This is a genomic window from Thermostichus sp. OS-CIW-26 (genome assembly GCF_054058395.1).
Map to the genome: position 1 here is coordinate 86164 of NZ_JBSSAG010000007.1, position 18475 is coordinate 104638.

Consider the following 18475-nt stretch of genomic DNA (forward strand, 5'->3'; position numbering starts at 1 on the left):
CCTGGGGAGAGATGCTACTGTCGCCAGGACAGGACATAGCGCTCCAGAGCCGCGAAAAAGGTGTAGAGCAAGACACCCATGAGGCCGAGGGCAGCCAAACCCGCAAAGGCCAAAGGCACATCAAAAGAAGAACTGGCCGACACGATCAGGTAGCCCAGCCCCTGGTTGGAAGCCACCGTCTCCGAGATCACCGAGCCGACAAAAGCAAAGGAGATGGCCACTTTCAACGAGGCAAACAGGTAGGGCATGCTGTGGGGTAGCCCCACCTTGGTGAAGATCTCCCAAGAGCTGGCCCCCAACGAGCGCAGCACATCCCGCATCTCGGCTTCCACCGTCTCCAGCCCCACCGCCACATTGACCGCAATGGGGAAAAAAGCCAGCAAAAAGGCCGTGATCACCGCCGGGATCAGGCCCAAGCCAAACCAAATCGCCAGCAGCGGCACCAAAGCCACCTTCGGGATGGTGTTAAACCCCACCAGCAGCGGGTACAAACACAGATGGGCCAGGCGGGAGCTGCCGATGATCGATCCCAGCAATATCCCCCCCACCAAAGCCAGCGCAAAGGCCAGCAGCGTCGAAGTGAGGGTGGTTAGGGAGTGACGCAGAATCACCGGGCTCCACTGGTTCATGGCTGCGAGGATCTGGGTGGGCGCCGGCAGAATGAAGCGAGGAACGTTGAACAGCCCCACCCCCACCTGCCAGAGCACAATGGTCAAAACGATGGTGGCAGCAGGTAAAATAACAGAAGCCGCTTTGGTCTGCAAAAATCGGTCAAATGATTTTTTCATCGGGATCCCTCGGCAGAGTTGGGCAGTAGTCTATCCAGGCTTGACTAGGCCAATGGCTGTTTAGCCTAATAGCTGCGCCGAATGTGCTTGCGCACTTCCGAGACCAAGTGGTGAAACTCGTCCGTCAGGCAGATCTCCAGCGGGCGTGGACGGGGCAGATCCACTTTGAGGGAAAAGATGATCTCGCTCGGTCGTGGCCCCATCACATAAATGGTATCGGAGAGGAAAACTGCTTCCCGCAAGTCGTGGGTGATCAGAATAGCAGTGCAGCCGGTGCGCATCCACAGCCGTTGCAACATTTCCCACATATCCTCGCGGGTAAAGGCATCCAGAGCAGCAAAAGGTTCGTCCAACAGCAGCAGCTCCGGCTGATGGATCAAAGCGCGGCACAAGGAAGCCCGCTGCCGCATTCCCCCGGAAAGCTGCCAAGGATAGGCTTTCTGAAAACCCTCCAAGCCCACGGTGGCCAGCAGCTCCAGCGCCGACTTTTCATGCTGGGCCAGGTTTTGCTTGAAGGTACGCTTGTAAGGCTCCACCACCTCCAACGGCAGCAACACGTTCTGTAAGGTCGTGCGCCAGGGTAGCAGCACCGGGTTTTGGAAAGCCATGCCCACACTCTTCAGGGGGCCGGTGATGGGCTGCGACTGGAAGTAGAGGGTGCCGCTGTAGTTGGTGTTCAGGCCGGAGACCATCTTCAGCAGCGAGGTTTTGCCACAGCCGCTCGGCCCAACAATGGAGACAAACTCCGAGTGGGCAACAGAAAAGCTGACGTCGCGGATGATCGTGACCGGGGATCCCTTGCCGGGGTACTGCAGCGAGACGTGGCGCAACTCCAGAACGGGCTTGCCCGAAACAGCGGGGGAAGATAACCCACTTTGAACTACCCTCTGCGACTTCTCTGGATCAGAGAGCACCTCGTAGGCTTCGTTGATCTCCTTAAAGCGTTCCTCTGCCGCCTTGTTGCCGGGGTTCACGTCGGGGTGATACTGGCGGGCCAGCTTGCGATAGACGCGCTTGATTTCCTCGGCAGAGGCATCTCTGCTGACGCCCAGGATCTTGTAGTAATCCTTGAAGTCACTCGCAGCCATAGGCTCACCCCTGCAAGGTTAGGTTAGAGTTTTTCGGGCTATTCTCAGGATATGAGGTTGCAGCTAAAAAATTGGAGCAGACCCAGAACACGTACAGGCAGAGCGGCGAGATGGCGCTTTACTGTGCTCTCGCTACTTCGGAAACTTTTTGGGCTAGGTCTTGCGTTTGGAGAAGATCCCTTTCTCATCTCGTGTGAAAATTTGCTTGACCTTTTCCCAAGCTTTGAGGAGTGCATTGGTGGAGTTATTGCCCTCTCGTTTGGCTTGGTTGTAGGCTTCCACTCCAACATTGACTCAACTCCAATGATTTTCATAGTGGCCCAAGTGAGGGCTAATCCCCCTGATCCAGACAGATGATGGCGGGAGGAATGAGGGTTGCAGGCCGGTTTATCTCGATTGGTATGGCCAACCCCATCCCCACTACATCAGAGAGAGGGGCAGCCAGCTGTGTTGCCAGATACTTTGTGGGCCAGTGACGTCCCCCCATTTTCCGCTTCAGGAGATGTGGGATCCCCGAGGGCCCGGTCATCGAAGACAGTAAACTACCCGACACCCGTGCTATGCGCAGGGTGCGGGCTTTATCCCAATCCCTAGCGGCCCCAGAGGACAGCTAAGTTTCGGAATTTCAGGCGAGTTTACAGTCGCCCCAAGGAGAGAGATTACTTGAGCAGCGTTATGGTCAGCATCCCCTTCCCACCCGCAGTGTCCACACTTGAACGACTTACCATTGCGGTAGGACTTGCCCTGCTCAGGGTGGATGTGCAAGCACCGGTGGCAGGTCTGACTGGTGTAGGCAGGCGGCACCAGCACCACAGGTACTCCAGCGATGGCAGCCTTGTAGGCTACAAACATCCTGAGCTGGTAGAACGCCCAGTTGTTAGTCCTGCGCCGCTCAGCCTTACTTCGAGACTTCTGATTCAGGCAATCTCTGATGCCTGTCAAGTCTTCAAAAGCCAGTGCCGCACCAATAGCCTGGGCATCCCTGACCAAGGTTTTGCTGATGTTATGGTTCAGCCATGTCTGGTAGCGCCGTTCTCTCCCAGAGAGCCTTCTCAGCAGCCTCCTAGAGCTGCGAGTGCGTTTGGATTGAACCTTGGCGCGTACACGGCTGAACCGGTCACGGACGGCCTGGATGTGTTCTCCACTCCAAGAGCGTCCGTTGCTAGCGGTGGCGATATCTCGCCTGCCCAAGTCAACTCCGATTACCTTTGGAGTTTTGCCGGTTGGGGGAGTATCCAGCTCAACAGCAATGTTGATGTAGTAGTCCCCTTGCTTGGTCTTAGACAGGGTTGCGCTTGTTGGCTTCTGGCCTCGCAGAAGCGCTATCTGGTAACCACCGATCTTGAGCTTGAGCCAGACTCGCCCGCTCATCAGGGTCACGCCCACGGCCTGGTCGGACTCTCTGTACTTAAAAGTACGAGCGTCCAAAGTCAGACTGGTGGGGCGGAACTTGTGGACTTGCTTCACCGCTTTGGCGTTGCTAATCACACGGCGGAGCGCTTGACAGACGTGATTAGCCTTCAGCCCCGTAGCCGCTCTTACCGGTCGATAGACCAAGTGGTGCAGTTTGGCGGTATTCCAGCACTTCTCGCGCTTGGCGGTATCCAAGATCTGGTTACAAGCGTCAGCAAATCTCTGCAAGGTGCGGTCAATCTCTTGACGCAACTCTACAGGGACTATCAGCTTGCAACGTACCGATATAGTCTGGCTCATGGGCCTATCGTAGCTCATCCAGACTTTGACCAGCAAACCTATATAGAGGAGGACTTTCCTCCCGACACCAAGCCTGCGGCTATGGTGCGGGCCTCCAGCCCGAAAATTCGGTGACTGTCTATCAAGTAAAGCCCCGCCTACTGATGTTCGAAGACGTTACTGAAGCCCAACAGATCCAGCTCTACCAAAGTAGGCAAATGTTGGAAACACTGCTGCGCCAACTCCCAGCGTTCTTCCCGCCGTAACATCTCCGCCAACTTGTGGCGCACCGGGATCAAATAGCGAACATCGTTGGCGGCATATTCCAGCTGTTCGGCGGATAGCGCGTGGACGGCCCCCCAGTCGGAGCTTTGGGCAGCTTTGTTGAGTTCGACCCCGCACAGCTCGCTCACCACATCTTTGAGGCTGTGTTTGCTGGTGTAGGTGCGGGCCAGTTTGCTGGCAATTTTGGTGCAAAAGACGGGCCACGCCCGGATCCCCAGGTGATAGCGCAGCATCGCCAGGTCAAAGCGGGCGTAGTGGAAGATCTTCTCAATGCTTGGAGCCATCAGCAGCTGCGCCAAAAAGGGGGCCTGCTTTACCCCGCGGCTCAGCCGCAACAGCACCACCTCACCGGCGGAGTTGGCGATTTGCACCACGCAAAGCCTGTCCCGCTGCGGGATCAGCCCCATTGTTTCTGTATCCACGGCCAAGTGGGGTTCCCCGGCCAGGGCCTTTGCCATTGCAGGGGTGAGATCTTCGTCACAGAGCTGAAAAGGTTGCAGGCCCACTCAGGATCTCTCAAAAGGGTGTTTTGGCTGCATAACCAAGCGGCGAAGGCCAGGCAACTACCAGCTAGACTTGACCACACCTGGCAATAAGCCTCTGTGGGCCATTTCCCGCAGGCTGTTGCGGCACAGGCCGAAATCGCGGAAGTAACCCCGGGGACGCCCGGTTTTCCAGCAGCGGTTGCGCAGGCGCGTGGGCGAGCTGGCCCGAGGGAGTTTTTGCAGTTGGGCGTGTAGCTCCATGCGGGTGGCCTGGTCGATGTTGGGATCGGCCATGGCCGCTTTCAGTTGTTGGCGCTTCTCCCGATACTTCTCGACCAAGCGTTGGCGCTTTTTCTCCCGCTCGATCATGCTCTTTTTAGCCACGGCTCACTGTTTCCCCAGATTTTTCAGCTTTACTAGAATAACGGGGAGCAGCGGCCCCAAGCAAGGGGATCCCAGGCCCGCCCACGGCCATCCTCGCCAATGTTCATCCCTCCTTTTCCGGTCTCCGTAGGATCCCTGAGGCCAGCCCCTCGGCTTGGGGGCAACCTACCTCTATAGGCGAGGTTGGTGTTGGGTGATGGCCATTTCCAGAGTGATCCCGTTTATCGCCACCAAGTTTAGGGTTTCCCCAGAGCAGATTGAGGCCACGCGCGTGATTCTCCACAAGCCGCCGGCTCTGTTGGCAGTGCTGAAGTCGGCCTCTCCACTGCCCAAAGAGGTTTTGCAGGATCCCAGTTTGGCCTATATCTATCCTGCCGCCTTCATTCAATGGTCGAAGTGCATGCATGGCTTGGCGGATTGGGACACTGGGCCGGCACTGAGCTACGCCGATTATGTGGCGCAACTGAAGCTGGCCTTCATGCCGACGGATATTGCCCTGAGCGGCCATTAGGGATCCCTTGGGTTGGCCATCCCATTTCGGAAGATGCGCCGGGAAGCCTCGCGGACAAACTCTTTGAGCCAACCGGATTTTTGGGTATTTTGCACCTGGGCTTTGACCACCGCCTGCATCCCCCCTTCGCCCCAGCTTTGGTTGTGCTGGAAATACTCAATGAAGCTCTTGCCGGCAATGCGGGTGAGATAGCCAGCACTGGCTGCCTGAATGGGGGCTGTCGCCAGAAAACCGACGACGCTCACTTCGGCAACGGTGGCCAAGATCCCCGTGGTCAGTTGGATCGCTCCTTCCACCAAGCCCAAGCCGGCTAAGGTTTTGGCCAGAGACAAGGCCAGCTCCCGCCCCTGCTGCAGATCCATCTTGCAGCCGTAAAGGGATCCCAGTTCCACCACCATCTGGGCGTTGATGGCGGCAATGGCCAGCAGATCCACCGCCGGGATGGGGTTGGCAAATACCACCCCTGTAACAATCCACTGAAAGCGATCGATCACTTCCTCGGCTTGGCGGCGCAGTTGGGCTTGGAGAATCCGCTTGGCCTCTTCCCCCAACTGTTGCGATTGCAGCAGAGCATTGTCCAAGGCCAGGGATCCCCCCTCGGCATAGAGCACCGCCTGCACGCGATCCCGCACCGCCGCCACCTCCGGCTCCGGTCGCCAGGTTTGGGATCCCACCCGCACAGGGGCTGGAGCAGCGGCAGCTATCAACACATCCTGAGGTGGAATCAGGGGGTAGACCCGCTCCCGCAGGCGTTGCAAGAGGATCTGCCGTTCTTCTGAGGTGTAGCGATCCGCTTTGTTCAGGATCAGCAGGGCCCGCTTGCCCAGGGCGATCAACCGGCGCAAGGGATCCACCTCTGACTGGCGCAGATCCCCATCCACCACCACCAGCAGCAGATCGGCAGCTTGGGCTTGGGCTTGCGCCTCCTGTTCCCGCATCACCCCTGCCGGGCCGATCTCCAAAATGCCGGGGCAATCCAGGATCTGCACCGGCTGCGGGATCCCAGGCAAGTTCCAATCGTAACAAGCTACCGCCTGGGTGGTGCCCAGAGTGGCCCCCACCGCCCCCGCCCGCCGCCCCAGCAGCGCGTTCACCAGAGAAGTCTTGCCCGCCGACCCGGTGCCGAAGACCACCACCTTCAGCTGGGGCTGGGCCAACTGTTGGGCCAGCAGAGCCGACCGCTCCGCCAGCGCTGCCCGCGCCACTTCATCCTGGATTTGCGCTAGCTGCGCCTCCAGTTGAGCCAAGTTCTGTTGCGCCGCTTTCCGCTTGTCCAAGGCCGTCTCCGGCAAGGCAAGGGGTTGGGTAATTTCCCTCCTGCTGGGGGCGGGTTGGCGAAACAGAAACAAGTAGTAGATGGCAGCGGCCAAAAACACCAGCAGCAGCAGCACCAGCACCCCAATCAACAGCCCCCCCAAAATCGGGTGGTAACGGGTGGCGTAGTACAGATCGAGAAACGATTGGATCAGCCAGACGATCAGCCCGGTGAACGAGGCCAACAGCGCCAACAGCAGCAGCAAGCGCAGGTAAGGGAGCGACCGCATAGGGATCCAACAAGGCCACAACCGTTCGCGTCAGCGGGACGGAGCATATCCGGCTACCTAGATGTCGCCTTCTGGCTGCAGGGGCAGGGCTTCTCCATCCGACTCTTCCTTTTCACACCGAGATTCCCCCTCGATGACCTGAATGGCCTGCGGATCCCCGTCAACTTTCACTTGCAGATGGCGCAACTGCCATGCCGAGCCGGCCATGCCCCGCTCCGATTCCACCACCACATCGCCGGTGCGCTGGGCCCCTGTAATCAAAAAGAACAGACACACCCAACCGGCTTCCTCATCTTCCTGAAAGCGCAGCAGCGAGGGCCATCCCGGCTTCAGGGGCTCTCCCAGACGTTCCACCACCACAGCATTTTGTTTGAGCTGCTCCACCGCCAACTGGTAGGTGCGATAGGCACCCGAAGTGCGGATCCCATTCCAGATCAGGATCCCTGCCCCCGCCAGCCCCAGGCCCAACACCGCCAGCAGGCCCAAACAGCCGCAGCCACAGCAGCCCAGAGGGACAGCACAGCCGACTTTTTGTGGAGTTTCTGACACAGCCCATTGCCACCCTAGAATGCCCCCACCCTAACACAAGGCTGTTGCTCATCCTCTATGCCTTCATTGCCGACAAGGTACAGACAAAAAGCCAAGCAACCCTACGCCATTTGTCGGTGACGAACATCGCTTCTCAGTTCCGTATTGCCACAGATATCTGTTACGGCCTCAAACAACAGCTCGAAAAATCATGGGATCAGCACCTCTTTGGCAAGTTCAAGCAACTCACTGTTGAGTCTAATTTTGTACTGCAGTGAGGATGGGATCCCTACGTATCCAATTGTTGGCTCTGCTCCCACTTCGATTGGAAAGGCTTGTGAAGCAAGGATTTCAAGCTTTTCGCCTGAATAGGATCTGGATGGATCAGAAAGTCAATGGATACCTGGAAAGCCCTATTTCCTGAACATTGGGAAAGATGACAAAGCGCGCATATCGAATCCGCTATTTGGCGGAGTCAATATCAGAGGGATTTATCGAGAATAAGAGCAGCAAAAGGTCTCCATCCAATCGCCTAAACCTATGGATGAAGCGACAACCATAACCGTGCAGCAGATCATTCAAACCGCCATGATGACCGGTTTGCTCACCGCTGCTCAGGAACACGAACTTAACGTAAGGCTATTTCGAGAGGAGTGCTCCGAAGCCGACCTCTTCCTGCTGCGCCGTCTACACTGCTGCCTACGCCAGGGATCCATCCGCCAGATCCCGGCCCTGAACAACACTGTAGCGGTTGGCCGCTTTGGCCCGCCCCTGCGCCTGGTACCGGACACAGCCGAGACAACTCAGTCCCAGCCGACTGGGTTAAGCCTGGCGAGGGATCCCAAGACCGGGTAGTCAAGCAATTACAAGCAATTAGTGACGAGGGGGCAGAGGTAAGGTCGAGGGTTGGGCAACGGTCAAATCAGGGAAAGGGGGAGCTGAGGTTTTGCTTTCCCCGTCGTGCAGCAACACATATAAAGCAAACACATATGCAAACACATATAAAGCAAGGGATCACCAACGACGTCAACGGCAAGGCAATCTCGAATGAGCTACGGACTTCTACAGCACTTCCCTTTGCCTCTCTTCATCGCTGGAGCCCTTCCGAGTTCAGCCGCCTAGCTAAGCTTTTGAATAGGATCGATACGGGGATCCAAGATTTTCTGTTGACCGATAGCGGGAAACCTCACCGCAATCGTGACCCGTTCACCACTGCCGAACACATGGGTAATCTGGCCTTGTCCGAATTGGGGATGTTGCAAACGATCTCCAATCGCCCACTGTTCTGAACGGCTTTGGCGGCGATTGGGCCTGGCCTTGGGTGCATCTGAAAGGGACAGTCCACTGCCGTGGGAAAGCTGTCGAGAAGGGGCTCCGCGCCTGTCGGACTCGATCAACTCTTGAGGTAGCTCACTTAAAAATACGGAAGGAATAGCTGGTTCGCGGTTGCCGTAGAGCATCCTTTCCCTGGCGTGGCTGATATACAACTGCTCACGGGCACGGGTAATGCCCACGTAGCAAAGGCGTCGCTCTTCTTCCAAAGCAGCGGGATCCTCCAAAGCCCGGAAATTGGGAAATAGACCCTGTTCCACCCCCACCAAGAACACAACAGGAAACTCCAAACCTTTGGAAGAGTGCAACGTCATTAGCGAAACTTTCTCAGCGCCTTCCTGAAGGTTGTCCAAGTCGGAAGCCAAAGACACATTGCTCAAAAAAGCCTCAAGGCTGGGATCCTCCTGTTCTTCCTCGAATTGGCGAGCGGCATTGTAAAGTTCCATCACGTTGGCCGCTCTTTCTTCGGCTTCGTCTGTACCCTGCGCCTTGAGATCCTCCAAATAACCGGAATCCCGCAGCAGCCCTTCGATAAGGGTGGCGGCTGAGGTTTGAGAAGCCTGTCGATGCCAGTGCTGAATCAACTGAGCAAACTGAATGACAGGCTTAGCCGAACGACCCACCAAGCTACTTACAGAGGTTTCATCGCTGAGAATTGCCCACAAAGGCACGTTGAGAGCCGCCGCCGCTTCGGTCAGCTTGTCCAGGGTGGACTTGCCGATGCCACGGCGCGGCACGTTAATAATTCGCAGCAGGCTAAAGGAGTCGGCAGGGTTAGCCACAACCCGTAAATAGGCTAGGACATCCTTAATTTCTTTGCGGTCGTAAAATCGCAGTCCGCCTACCACGGTGTAAGGGATCCCCCACCGCAGCAAGACCTCTTCAAAAGGACGGGATTGAGCGTTGGTGCGGTAGAGAATGGCAAAATCTCCCCAGGAAAAAGCATTGGCATTTTGGCCGTGTAATCGTCGGATGGTATTGACGACAAACTCGGCCTCTGCAATCTCATCATCCGCCTGATGAAGGAAAATCGGACTTCCTTGCTGACGGGTTGGCCTGAGAACTTTATCAATGCGCTCTGTATTTTTCTCGATGAGAGCGTTAGCTGCCTGCAGAATGGTAGCTGTAGAGCGATAGTTCTCCTCCAGCTTGATCATGGTGCGGGTATCATCATCCGGGAGACCATCTCCAAAGGTCTCTTGAAACTCCAGCAAAATGGTAAAATCTGCCCCGCGAAACCGATAGATGCTTTGATCGGCATCTCCCACCACAAAGATCGATCGGTTTCTCCAATCCAACCGAGATCTGCAGGTCTCGCCGTTGGTGGCCAACAGACGAATCAACTCATACTGAGTGCGGTTGGTGTCTTGGTATTCATCCACCAAAATGTGTCGAAATCGTTGGTGCCAGTAAGCCAACACCTGCTCGTTTTGTCGAAAAAGCTGCACTGGTATCCAAATCAAGTTATCAAAGTCCAGAGCATTGTTGGCTGCCAGTTGGTCTTCATAGATTTCATAGACTTGGGCAATGGTACGGCCACGGAAGTTGGGCTGATTGCGCTCCAGGTCGGCAGGAGTCCAACCTTGGTTTTTGGCATTGCTAATGGCGTAGCGTACCGACCTTGGGTCAAACTTGCGCTCATCCAAGTTCAGTTGCTTGGTTACAATCTCCTTCACCAGAGATTGGGCATCTGATTCATCGAAGATCGAGAAGTGGCGAGTCCACTTGCGCCCCTTGGGATCCTGATATTTTTCGATCTCCAGGCGCAGGATCTGGGCAAATAAGCTGTGGAACGTGCCAATCCAAAGAGGCTTAATCCAGCGGTGGTAAACAGCAGATTTTAGTCGCGTTGCCTGGGCCGGCTCCAATTCCTCTAAGGGGATCCCAAATTGTTCTTGAGCTTCTTGTTCGGCAAAGAGCTGCTCAATGCGCTCTTTCATCTCACGGGCGGCCTTGTTGGTGAAGGTCACGGCCAAAATTTCTCCTGGATCCACCCGATAGTGGCGAACCAGGTAGGCAATGCGGTGGGTGAGGGCGCGCGTCTTGCCGGAACCTGCCCCCGCCACCACCAGCAGCGGGCCACAAAAGTGTTGCACCGCTTGCCGTTGAGAAGGGTTGAGGGCATCCAGCAAAGAGGCGTGAGTCATGGCCAGCAAACCAGAAACTGCCTTCCATTATGGGCACCAACCCAATGGGGATGAGAAGCCCAGAGGGCATTTTGGAGCACCAAAGATGAAGATCGGTTAAGATTTGGCCGGCCCGCTCTAGAGCTCCCCGCCATGAACCGAGTGCTGTCCTGCTGCTGTGCCCCGGCTAACCGCTGCTGGCTTTGCGTTCAAAAGAGACTTGTGGCTTTGGGGTTTGCCACCGTTGCCCTGCTTTCTCAAGGTGCGTTCGATCCCGCCCAAGCTGGCAACTGCCCCAGCAACGGCAACCCCAAAACATCTCTTGACCTCAAGGTGGAAAGCGTTTCTGGGGATCGGCTTGACCTAAGTCGGTATGAGGGCATTCAAGCGTTGATCTTGACCAACAGCCAAACCCGCTCGCAATCGGAAGCCCTCTCCAAAAGTTTGGCCCTGGAGTTCGGGCGAAACCCCCGACTGCGACAGATTGTGCTGGTGGATGGCAGGGGGCTGCTGTTGGTGCGAAATTTGGTTTTGCAGGTCATCCGAGAGAGCGTGCCGACGGATCCTCGTTTGGTTTCTCCATTTGTGTACGTCTCTGTCGATTTTGAGGGAGCAACCATCCAGAAGCTGCAAGAAATAGCCGCTGCAACCTTGCCTGGGATCAATTTTCGCCAACAGGCCGCTTTGCTGCTTTTGGACGGCCAGGGAACTCTTCTGAGCGGATTTGCCGACTTGGAGCGATCCAACCTCAGCATTCGCCGGTGCATTCGCACCCTCATGGGATAGTCCCACTTCCCTTTCACACCGGCAACGCCTCTCCTCTGCTGCTCTGGCCCAACCGTTAGACTGGTCATACCGGTCATGTTGAAGCTTTGAGTCAACCGGTCGAACGACGGCTCTCTGTTCGCGGGATCCCATGCGCCGCCAGCTCAAAATCTTGAACCAAATCCTCGATTACAAGCTTGCCAACTTGCGGCTGTTTGGCCGAGCCGAGCTGAAGGGGCCTGTTCTCAACGTGCTGCTGGAACGGCTGCCAGGCGATGTGGTGGATACCCTGCAGGTGATGGAGGTGGTGCGCAGTGCGGTGGAAGCCTCTCTGCTGCAAGGGTTGCGCAAGGTCAACGTTTACCTTTGGTGCCGCGGACAAACTGAAGAAGCGCCGGAGTGGAGCGAAAGCTTTGCTGTAGAGCCATTGGTCTTGGCCCACCCCAAGGAGCTCCGAAGCCTTGCTTTCAACTATCGACAAGACTATCCTGGCATGCGGGTGCTGTTTTTCTGCCTGGGCCTTTGTCTGGGCGGCTTTTACCTGTTGGGGGGCTGGGAGCAGACAGGTTGGATCGATTGGATCCCCGTAGGACTGGCCTTCGCCTTGGGGGTGATCTTCCCCTGGCTCAAACGCTCCCTCAGCCAGTTTGTACACCCTCTATTTCTCCGCCTTGGCCTGGGCTTGGGCTTGGTCTTATTGGGCCTGGCAGTGGCGCTGATCTGGCGGCAGGGCTGGAGCGTTGCCTATGGGATCCTCGGCCTGCTGGCCATCCTCCTGTTGGGTCTGGGAGCCTAGTTCTCAACCGGCAGTGGTGCCGCTGAAGACGTGTAGGGCAGGGCCGGTCATCCACACGTGCTGTGTGCTCGGATCCCAGCGAATTTCCAGATTTCCTCCCGGCAGTTCTACTGTAGCTTGCGATTCTGCGCGCTCCTCCAAAACAGCAGCCACCAAAACAGCACAGGCACCCGTCCCACAGGCCAGCGTTGCCCCTGCTCCCCGCTCCCAAACCCGTAGGCGCAGACGAGTCGGGCTGAGCACCTGCACAAATTCGGTGTTGGTGCGCTCAGGAAAGGCCGGATGATGCTCAAACAGGGGGCCCACAGCTGCCAAGTCCAGCTCCTCCAGGGATCCCTCTTCTTCCAGGAAGACCACACAATGAGGGTTGCCCATGCTCACCGCCGTCACCCGCCACTCTCGCCCGGCCACTGCAAGCGGCTGCCGAATGACCTTCTCATCCGGTTCGACCAGGGTGGTGGGGATTTGCTTGGCCAAAAGGCGAGGGATCCCCATGTCCACTGTGACCAGCCCATCTGCCCACACCTGCGGCACGATTCGCCCCGCCAAGGTGTGGATCTGGTAGGCGCCATCCCGACCTGGGATCCCCAAGTCCTGCAGAAAGCGGGCCAAACAGCGGATCCCATTGCCGCACATCTCCGCCTCGGAACCATCGCTGTTGAAGAGGCGCATGCTAAAGTCCGCCCCCTCCTGCCCTGGCAGCAGGAAAATAACTCCATCGGCTCCTACCCCAAAGCGGCGATCGCAAAGGGCGACGGCCTCTTCCGGGCTCAAGCAGGGTTGAGACTGCCAGCGGTTGTCCACCAAGATAAAATCGTTCCCCAACCCCTGGTACTTGTGAAAGGAGAGACGGGGGGTCAACCGAGCAGACATTTACCCAGATATCCCAACGACAGGCCTTAATCCTCGTGCATCTCGTAGGGATCCTGCAAGTCCTTGGAAGGGGGGCCAAAGGCTGTGTAGATGGCAAACGCAGTGATGCAGATGGTAACTGCCGCAATCGCCACAATCAGGGAAAAGGTGGGCTCCATATCGTTGTCTTTGATCCTGAGAGTATTCGACTACAGTATTACACAAGTTTACAATTCATTGCCCAAGGCAAAAGGGGTTGGCCAGATTCTGATAGCGTGATTTTAAAAGGCGGCTGCTTTGGCGGTGCTGAGCACCAGGGATCCGCCTTCGAGCCTGCTATCTTCGACTTCGTCAACGTGTTCGGTTTCTAAGCGAGAACCTATGGCCATTCGTACCAGACTGGGCGATCTGCTGCGTCCCCTCAACTCGGAATACGGCAAAGTGGCTCCCGGCTGGGGCACCACGCCCCTGATGGCGGTCTTCATGGCCCTATTCGCCGTCTTCCTGTTGATCATCCTGCAGATTTACAACAAGTCGCTGCTTTTGGAAGACATTAACGTCTCCTGGGAGAGCCTCAGCTTTTGAGTTCCCCAGCCCTACTCTGGAGAAAATCCCCGTCCCGCCAGACGGTTGCAAGCGGGATCAAGGCAGCTCCTCTTCTCCTCCGAGCCGATGCCTTCAGGGTGCTGGCTCCAGGCGCAGCAGGGATCCATTCGGGGCGTCCGTCAACAGGTAAAGGAGTCCATCCGGCCCCTGCCGCACATCGCGAATGCGGCCCACCGCCCCCTCTAAGAGACGCTCTTCTGCCACCACGCGCTCTCCATCCAGTACCAGACGGGCCAAGTGTTGCCCGGCCAGCGCCCCCACAAACAGGTTGCCCCGCCATTCTGGGAAAGCCTCTCCCGTGTAGAAAGTCATGCCAGAAGGAGCGATAGAGGGCGTCCAGTGCAGCAGGGGCGAAGCCAATCCAGGAGCTGCCGCCAGTCCTTGGCCGACGGGTTCTCCCGTATATTCTCGACCGTGGGTGATCAAGGGCCAGCCGTAGTTGACGCCGGGGGCCAAGATGTTGATCTCGTCCCCACCCTGCGGCCCATGCTCGTGGGACCAAATCGCTCCCGTCTCGGGGTGGCGGGCCATTCCCTGAATGTTGCGGTTGCCGTAGGTAAAAATTGCCGGCAAAGCCCCTGCTTGGCCGACAAATGGGTTGTCCGCCGGGATCCCTCCTGAATCAGTGACGCGCAACACCTTGCCGGCAGCATCCCCCAGATCCTGGGCCCGATGCCGCTCTCCGCGGTCGCCGGTGCTGATGTAGAGAAATCCCTGTTCATCAAAGGCCAGGCGGGAGCCAAAGTGCTGTTGAGCGGGGGTCTTGCGCTCCATGTCGAAAATCACCTCCAGATCCTGGAGTCCCTTCTCCCCCAAGCGGGCCCGCGCCACTCGGGTTCCCCCGCCGCCCGGCCCAGGAGCGGCATAGGACAGGTAAATCCAGCCGTTCTCCGCGTAATTAGGGTGCAAGGCAATGTCCAGCAGGCCCCCCTGTCCGCGGGCAAATACTTCTGGCACACCGGCTATGGGCTGGGGATCCAATCCCTGGGGGGTAACTCGGCGCAGCCGCCCTGGGCGTTCGGTAACCAAGAGAGTTCCATCCGGCAAAAAGGCCATCCCCCAAGGGTGCTCCAAACCCTGGGCCAAAGTAACCACCCGAAACGCTTGCTCCGTTCTGGCTCTGGGTAGGGCTTGGGCATGCTCCCCCCGTTGCAGGGTCATCACCATCTCCGGGCTGACCGGGTAGGCCACCACGGCAGGGGGGGCGGACAACCCTCCCAAAAGCAGTAGCGCGGAGAGAAGTTTGCTCGCCGGGATCCTCATGGCCATTGCCGCCTCGTTTTCGCGATGGATTCTGGGGTCTGAGCTAGTCGATTATTACCGCTGCTCTTCTGGAGATGGGTACCGATGAGGGTAAAACCCACTGCGGACCAGAGTGGGCAACCCCCTGTCCCCTCCCGGCCATAGGCTAGCCTTGAGAGCAGCAATCTGTCTCCAAAGCATGCTGGAACCTGGCGAGATCTTGGGACTCGATCCCGCGGGCGCGAACGGCCAATCCCCCGCCCGCCCGCCCCAAAGGCCAACCTGCGGATCCCTGCAGCAGCTCCAGCCCCACTCCAGAGGGATCCACCTCATCTGTGCCCAGGGCCGCTGGTCTATGCAGGTGCTCACCCCCCGTCTGTTTCGGCTGCGCTTTAGCCCCAGCGGAGCGTTTTTGCCCCGTCGTTCCTGGGATGTGGCTCCAGCCGATGAAGAGTGGCCGCCGGCTCCCTTTGAACTGCAGGAAAGCTCCACCCAAATCCACCTGTCCACCTCCCAGGTGCAAGTTCAGATCGATCGGGATCCCCTCCGGTTCAGTTTTCAAGACTCTCAAGGGCAAGAGTTTTGCGCCGATGTCTCCTCTGGGCTTACCTGGGGATCCGATAGCATCCGCCTGGTCAAACACCTCCACCCTGCCGAGCACATCTATGGCCTAGGGGAACGGGCGGGGCTACTCAACAAACGGGGTCGGCGCTACAGCCACTGGACTCGCGACTGCTGGAACTACGACGCCCACAGCGACAATCTCTACCAGGCCATTCCCTTCGCCCTGTTTCTTCGCCCCAACCTCTGCTACGGGCTCTTCCTGCACTGCACCCACTGGAGCCGGTTCGATCTGGGGGAGACGGATCCCGAGCAGTGGGCCATCGAGGTGCATGCCCCAGAGCTGGACTACTACCTCATTTACGGCCCCACTCCAGACTTGGTGCTCGATACCTATACCCAACTTACCGGGCGGATCCCTCTTCCCCCCCTCTGGGCCTTGGGCTACCAACAGTGCCGCTGGAGCTACGCCAGTGCCGCTCAGGTGCAGGCAATAGCCGAGCAATTTCGCCAACGTCAGATCCCCTGCGACGTCATCTATTTGGATATCGACTACATGCGCGGCTACCGCGTCTTCACCTGGGATCCCCGCCGCTTCCCCGAACCGGCCCGGCTCATGGCCCAACTCCACGAGGCTGGCTTCCGGGTGGTAGCCATTGTGGATCCCGGCGTCAAGTTCGAGCCCGAAGCCGACTACGCCGTCTTCGACGAGGGCTTGGCCCAGGATTTCTTTATCCGCCGCGCCGACGGCCACCTCTTTCATGGCTATGTTTGGCCAGGCAAAGTCCTCTTTCCCGACTTCTTGCGCCCCGGAGTGCGGCAGTGGTGGGGATCCTGGCAACGGGTTCTCACCCAAGCCGGTGTGGATGGCATCTGGAACGACATGAACGAGCCGGCCCTCAACGACCGCCCCTTTGGAGACGGCGGCCAGATCGTCGATATCCCCCTCGATGCCCCCCAAGGCCCACCCGACGAACCCACCACCCACGCCGAAGTTCACAACCTGTACGGCCTGCTGATGACACGCGCTTCCCGTGAAGGCTTGGAACAGCTCAACCCCAACCGGCGCCCCTTCGTGCTGACTCGCTCCGGCTTTGCTGGGATCCAGCGCTGGGCTGCCGTCTGGACAGGCGACAACCAATCCTCCTGGGAACACCTGGAGATGTCCCTGCCCATGCTCCTAAACCTAGGCCTGTCGGGAGTTAGCTTTGTCGGCGCGGACATCGGCGGCTTCGGTGGCAATGCCACTCCCGAGCTGTTTGCCCGTTGGATGCAAATGGGAATTCTTTACCCCCTCATGCGCGGCCACAGCGCCCTGGGCACCCGCCCCCACGAGCCCTGGAGCTTTGGCCTCGAAGTGGAAACCATCTGCCGGCAGGCCATTCAGTTGCGTTACCAGCTGCTGCCCTACCTCTACAGCCTCTTTTGGGAGTCCAGCCAAACCGGATCCCCCATCTTGCGCCCCCTTCTCTACGAGTTTCCCGACGATCCGCAAACCTACGAGATCTCAGATCAAGCCATGCTGGGATCCGCCCTCCTAGCTGCCCCTGTGGTTCGGCCTGGCGTGCGGTGCCGCGCTGTTTACCTACCCCAGGGCACTTGGTTTGATTGGTGGACAGGTCAGGCCCACACCGGCCCCCGCTACATTCTCGTCCCTGCCCCTCTCGAACAACTGCCGCTGTTTGTGCGGGGTGGCTCCGTTCTGCCTTTAGCTCCCCCCTGCCCGTCCACCGCCCACCTGCGCCGTGACCAACCGCACCTCAAACTCTACCCCGGCAACGGCAGCTTCACCCTCTACGAAGACGACGGGGAAACCCTCGCCCATCAAGCAGGAGCCTGGGCCACCACCCTCTTCCGCTTGCGACAGCAAAATGGCCAGCTCATTCTGGAGATCGAGGCCCGCCAGGGCAACTGGAGCCCGCCCCAGCGTAGCTGGCTTCTGGAGCCCCTTGGCCACACTCCCCTCTCCCTGCCGGACACCGGACAGCCGCAACAGGTTCTCTGGCCCACCCCAGAGGATCCCCCGTTTAGGTGACATACTCCCATCACTGACCCTACAGGTACAGCGTGGGCTTCTCGCTTCATCGGGGAGCTACTGCAAGAACCCTCTGCGAGCAGACACGGGATGCCCCACCGCGTAGTTGCACCAGATTCCGGCAACGCCGTTTTGTACAACCATGTTGATTATAGTACAGAATATATCCGCCTTTCATCCCGACCCTCCTGCTGTTGCAGAGAGTGCGGGGCTTCCCGGCGAGCTAGCTAATCGCCCTCACGGCCTCCAGCAGCTCCCGGTTGTCTCGCTTGAACAAGGGCAGCCACTCCACATGCTGGTAGCGTAGGATCCCTTGGCTATCCACCAAAAAATAGGCCCGCCGCGTCCCCAGCAGGCTGTCCACCCCGTACTGCTGGCTCACGGTTCTGTCCACATCGCTTAGCAAAGGAAACTCCAGCTTAAGCTGCTCGGCAAAGGCTTGGTGCCTGGAGAGGGGATCGCTGCTGATCCCCAAGATCTCGCAGCCCGCGGCCCGGAAAGCTTCCCAATCCTCCCGAAAGCAACGCATCTCGCTCGTGCATACCGGGGAAAAATCCGCCGGGTAAAAGGCCAGCAACACCTTGCTCTTGCCCCGGTAGGCCGCCAGTGAAATCTGGGCTCCCTTTTGGATCCCTTTCCCCACCGCAGGCAAGCTAAAGTCAGGAGCAACAGCCCCAATCACAATCCCCATAGACCCGTCTAACCCAATCTGAGCTCACTTCAACAGTCTAACGGTGGATCCGGATCCCTTCTGGCTTCAAAAAATTTTGGGTTGGATATCTTGACGGGGTGGTGGGGGTGGGGATAGGGTAGTAAAGCGCTGATGAGGCCACCCAGCCCCGGCGCCCCAGAACC

General features: G+C 58.1%; 18 protein-coding genes. 6 read left to right on the forward strand and 12 right to left on the reverse strand.

All coding sequences use genetic code 11. From position 1 onward, the window contains the following. Positions 1-14 precede the first annotated feature (14 nt). The 5 genes from ACVW0C_RS05085 to rpsN all read right to left on the reverse strand — a co-directional run bounded on the left by ACVW0C_RS05085 (position 15) and on the right by rpsN (position 4722). Positions 15-788 (reverse strand): ABC transporter permease, encoded by a 774-nt coding sequence (locus tag ACVW0C_RS05085; RefSeq protein ID WP_457384532.1) that lies wholly within the window; start codon positions 786-788, stop codon positions 15-17. Between the two features lie 65 nt (positions 789-853). Further along, positions 854-1876 (reverse strand): ATP-binding cassette domain-containing protein, encoded by a 1023-nt coding sequence (locus tag ACVW0C_RS05090; RefSeq protein ID WP_457384533.1) that lies wholly within the window; start codon positions 1874-1876, stop codon positions 854-856. Between the two features lie 558 nt (positions 1877-2434). Beyond that, positions 2435-3589: an RNA-guided endonuclease InsQ/TnpB family protein gene (locus ACVW0C_RS05095; protein WP_457384534.1), complete on the reverse strand. Its 1155-nt coding sequence runs from the start codon at positions 3587-3589 to the stop codon at positions 2435-2437. 137 nt (positions 3590-3726) lie between these two features. Next, positions 3727-4359, reverse strand: a complete 633-nt coding sequence (locus ACVW0C_RS05100) for a ribonuclease D (protein ID WP_457384535.1) — start codon at positions 4357-4359, stop codon at positions 3727-3729. Positions 4360-4416: 57 nt separating this feature from the next. Continuing rightward, positions 4417-4722, reverse strand: a complete 306-nt coding sequence (gene rpsN, locus ACVW0C_RS05105; RefSeq protein WP_011432985.1) for a 30S ribosomal protein S14 — start codon at positions 4720-4722, stop codon at positions 4417-4419. A 196-nt stretch (positions 4723-4918) separates the two neighbouring features. Here rpsN and ACVW0C_RS05110 point away from each other — a divergent pair, with 196 nt between their 5' ends. Continuing rightward, positions 4919-5233, forward strand: a complete 315-nt coding sequence (locus ACVW0C_RS05110) for a hypothetical protein (protein WP_414344672.1) — start codon at positions 4919-4921, stop codon at positions 5231-5233. Here the strand turns inward: ACVW0C_RS05110 and ACVW0C_RS05115 are convergent. Together ACVW0C_RS05115 and ACVW0C_RS05120 are read right to left on the reverse strand one after the other, a co-directional pair. Then, the gene (locus ACVW0C_RS05115) at positions 5230-6777 is read right to left on the reverse strand and encodes a YcjF family protein (RefSeq protein WP_457384536.1); all 1548 of its coding nucleotides are present in this window, start codon (positions 6775-6777) and stop codon (positions 5230-5232) included. The two genes, ACVW0C_RS05110 and ACVW0C_RS05115, sit on opposite strands and share 4 nt — an antisense overlap. A 57-nt stretch (positions 6778-6834) precedes the next feature. Then, positions 6835-7326: a cytochrome c oxidase assembly factor Coa1 family protein gene (locus tag ACVW0C_RS05120; RefSeq protein WP_457384537.1), complete on the reverse strand. Its 492-nt coding sequence runs from the start codon at positions 7324-7326 to the stop codon at positions 6835-6837. Positions 7327-7845: 519 nt separating this feature from the next. On the opposite strand from ACVW0C_RS05120, the gene ACVW0C_RS05125 reads away from it, so the two are divergent. After that, positions 7846-8160 (forward strand): hypothetical protein, encoded by a 315-nt coding sequence (locus ACVW0C_RS05125; protein WP_457384538.1) that lies wholly within the window; start codon positions 7846-7848, stop codon positions 8158-8160. Between the two features lie 263 nt (positions 8161-8423). On the opposite strand, the gene pcrA is transcribed toward ACVW0C_RS05125, so the two are convergent. Further along, positions 8424-10784, reverse strand: a complete 2361-nt coding sequence (pcrA, locus tag ACVW0C_RS05130; protein ID WP_457384539.1) for a DNA helicase PcrA — start codon at positions 10782-10784, stop codon at positions 8424-8426. 132 nt (positions 10785-10916) lie between these two features. Here pcrA and ACVW0C_RS05135 point away from each other — a divergent pair, with 132 nt between their 5' ends. After that, positions 10917-11549, forward strand: coding sequence for a hypothetical protein (locus tag ACVW0C_RS05135; protein ID WP_457384540.1), 633 nt, complete (start codon positions 10917-10919; stop codon positions 11547-11549). Between the two features lie 130 nt (positions 11550-11679). Then, entirely contained in the window at positions 11680-12324 is a 645-nt protein-coding gene (locus tag ACVW0C_RS05140) for a hypothetical protein (protein ID WP_414375245.1), read from the forward strand. Positions 12325-12327: 3 nt separating this feature from the next. On the opposite strand, the gene dapF is transcribed toward ACVW0C_RS05140, so the two are convergent. Both dapF and psbN read right to left on the reverse strand, forming a co-directional pair. Beyond that, complete coding sequence (dapF, locus tag ACVW0C_RS05145) at positions 12328-13197, reverse strand: diaminopimelate epimerase (protein WP_457384541.1); 870 nt, start codon at positions 13195-13197, stop codon at positions 12328-12330. Between the two features lie 26 nt (positions 13198-13223). Next, on the reverse strand, positions 13224-13355 hold the full coding sequence (gene psbN / locus ACVW0C_RS05150) for a photosystem II reaction center protein PsbN (protein ID WP_011432995.1): 132 nt from the start codon (positions 13353-13355) through the stop codon (positions 13224-13226). A 202-nt stretch (positions 13356-13557) separates the two neighbouring features. On the opposite strand from psbN, the gene psbH reads away from it, so the two are divergent. Next, on the forward strand, positions 13558-13761 hold the full coding sequence (gene psbH, locus ACVW0C_RS05155) for a photosystem II reaction center phosphoprotein PsbH (RefSeq protein ID WP_011432996.1): 204 nt from the start codon (positions 13558-13560) through the stop codon (positions 13759-13761). A 93-nt stretch (positions 13762-13854) separates the two neighbouring features. On the opposite strand, the gene ACVW0C_RS05160 is transcribed toward psbH, so the two are convergent. Next, complete coding sequence (locus ACVW0C_RS05160; protein WP_457384546.1) at positions 13855-14949, reverse strand: PQQ-dependent sugar dehydrogenase; 1095 nt, start codon at positions 14947-14949, stop codon at positions 13855-13857. 274 nt (positions 14950-15223) lie between these two features. Between ACVW0C_RS05160 and ACVW0C_RS05165 the strand changes: the two genes are divergently transcribed. Continuing rightward, positions 15224-17620: a glycoside hydrolase family 31 protein gene (locus tag ACVW0C_RS05165; RefSeq protein ID WP_457384542.1), complete on the forward strand. Its 2397-nt coding sequence runs from the start codon at positions 15224-15226 to the stop codon at positions 17618-17620. Positions 17621-17843: 223 nt separating this feature from the next. Here the strand turns inward: ACVW0C_RS05165 and ACVW0C_RS05170 are convergent, their stop codons facing one another. Beyond that, positions 17844-18311 (reverse strand): peroxiredoxin family protein, encoded by a 468-nt coding sequence (locus ACVW0C_RS05170; protein ID WP_011432999.1) that lies wholly within the window; start codon positions 18309-18311, stop codon positions 17844-17846. Positions 18312-18475 lie beyond the last annotated feature (164 nt).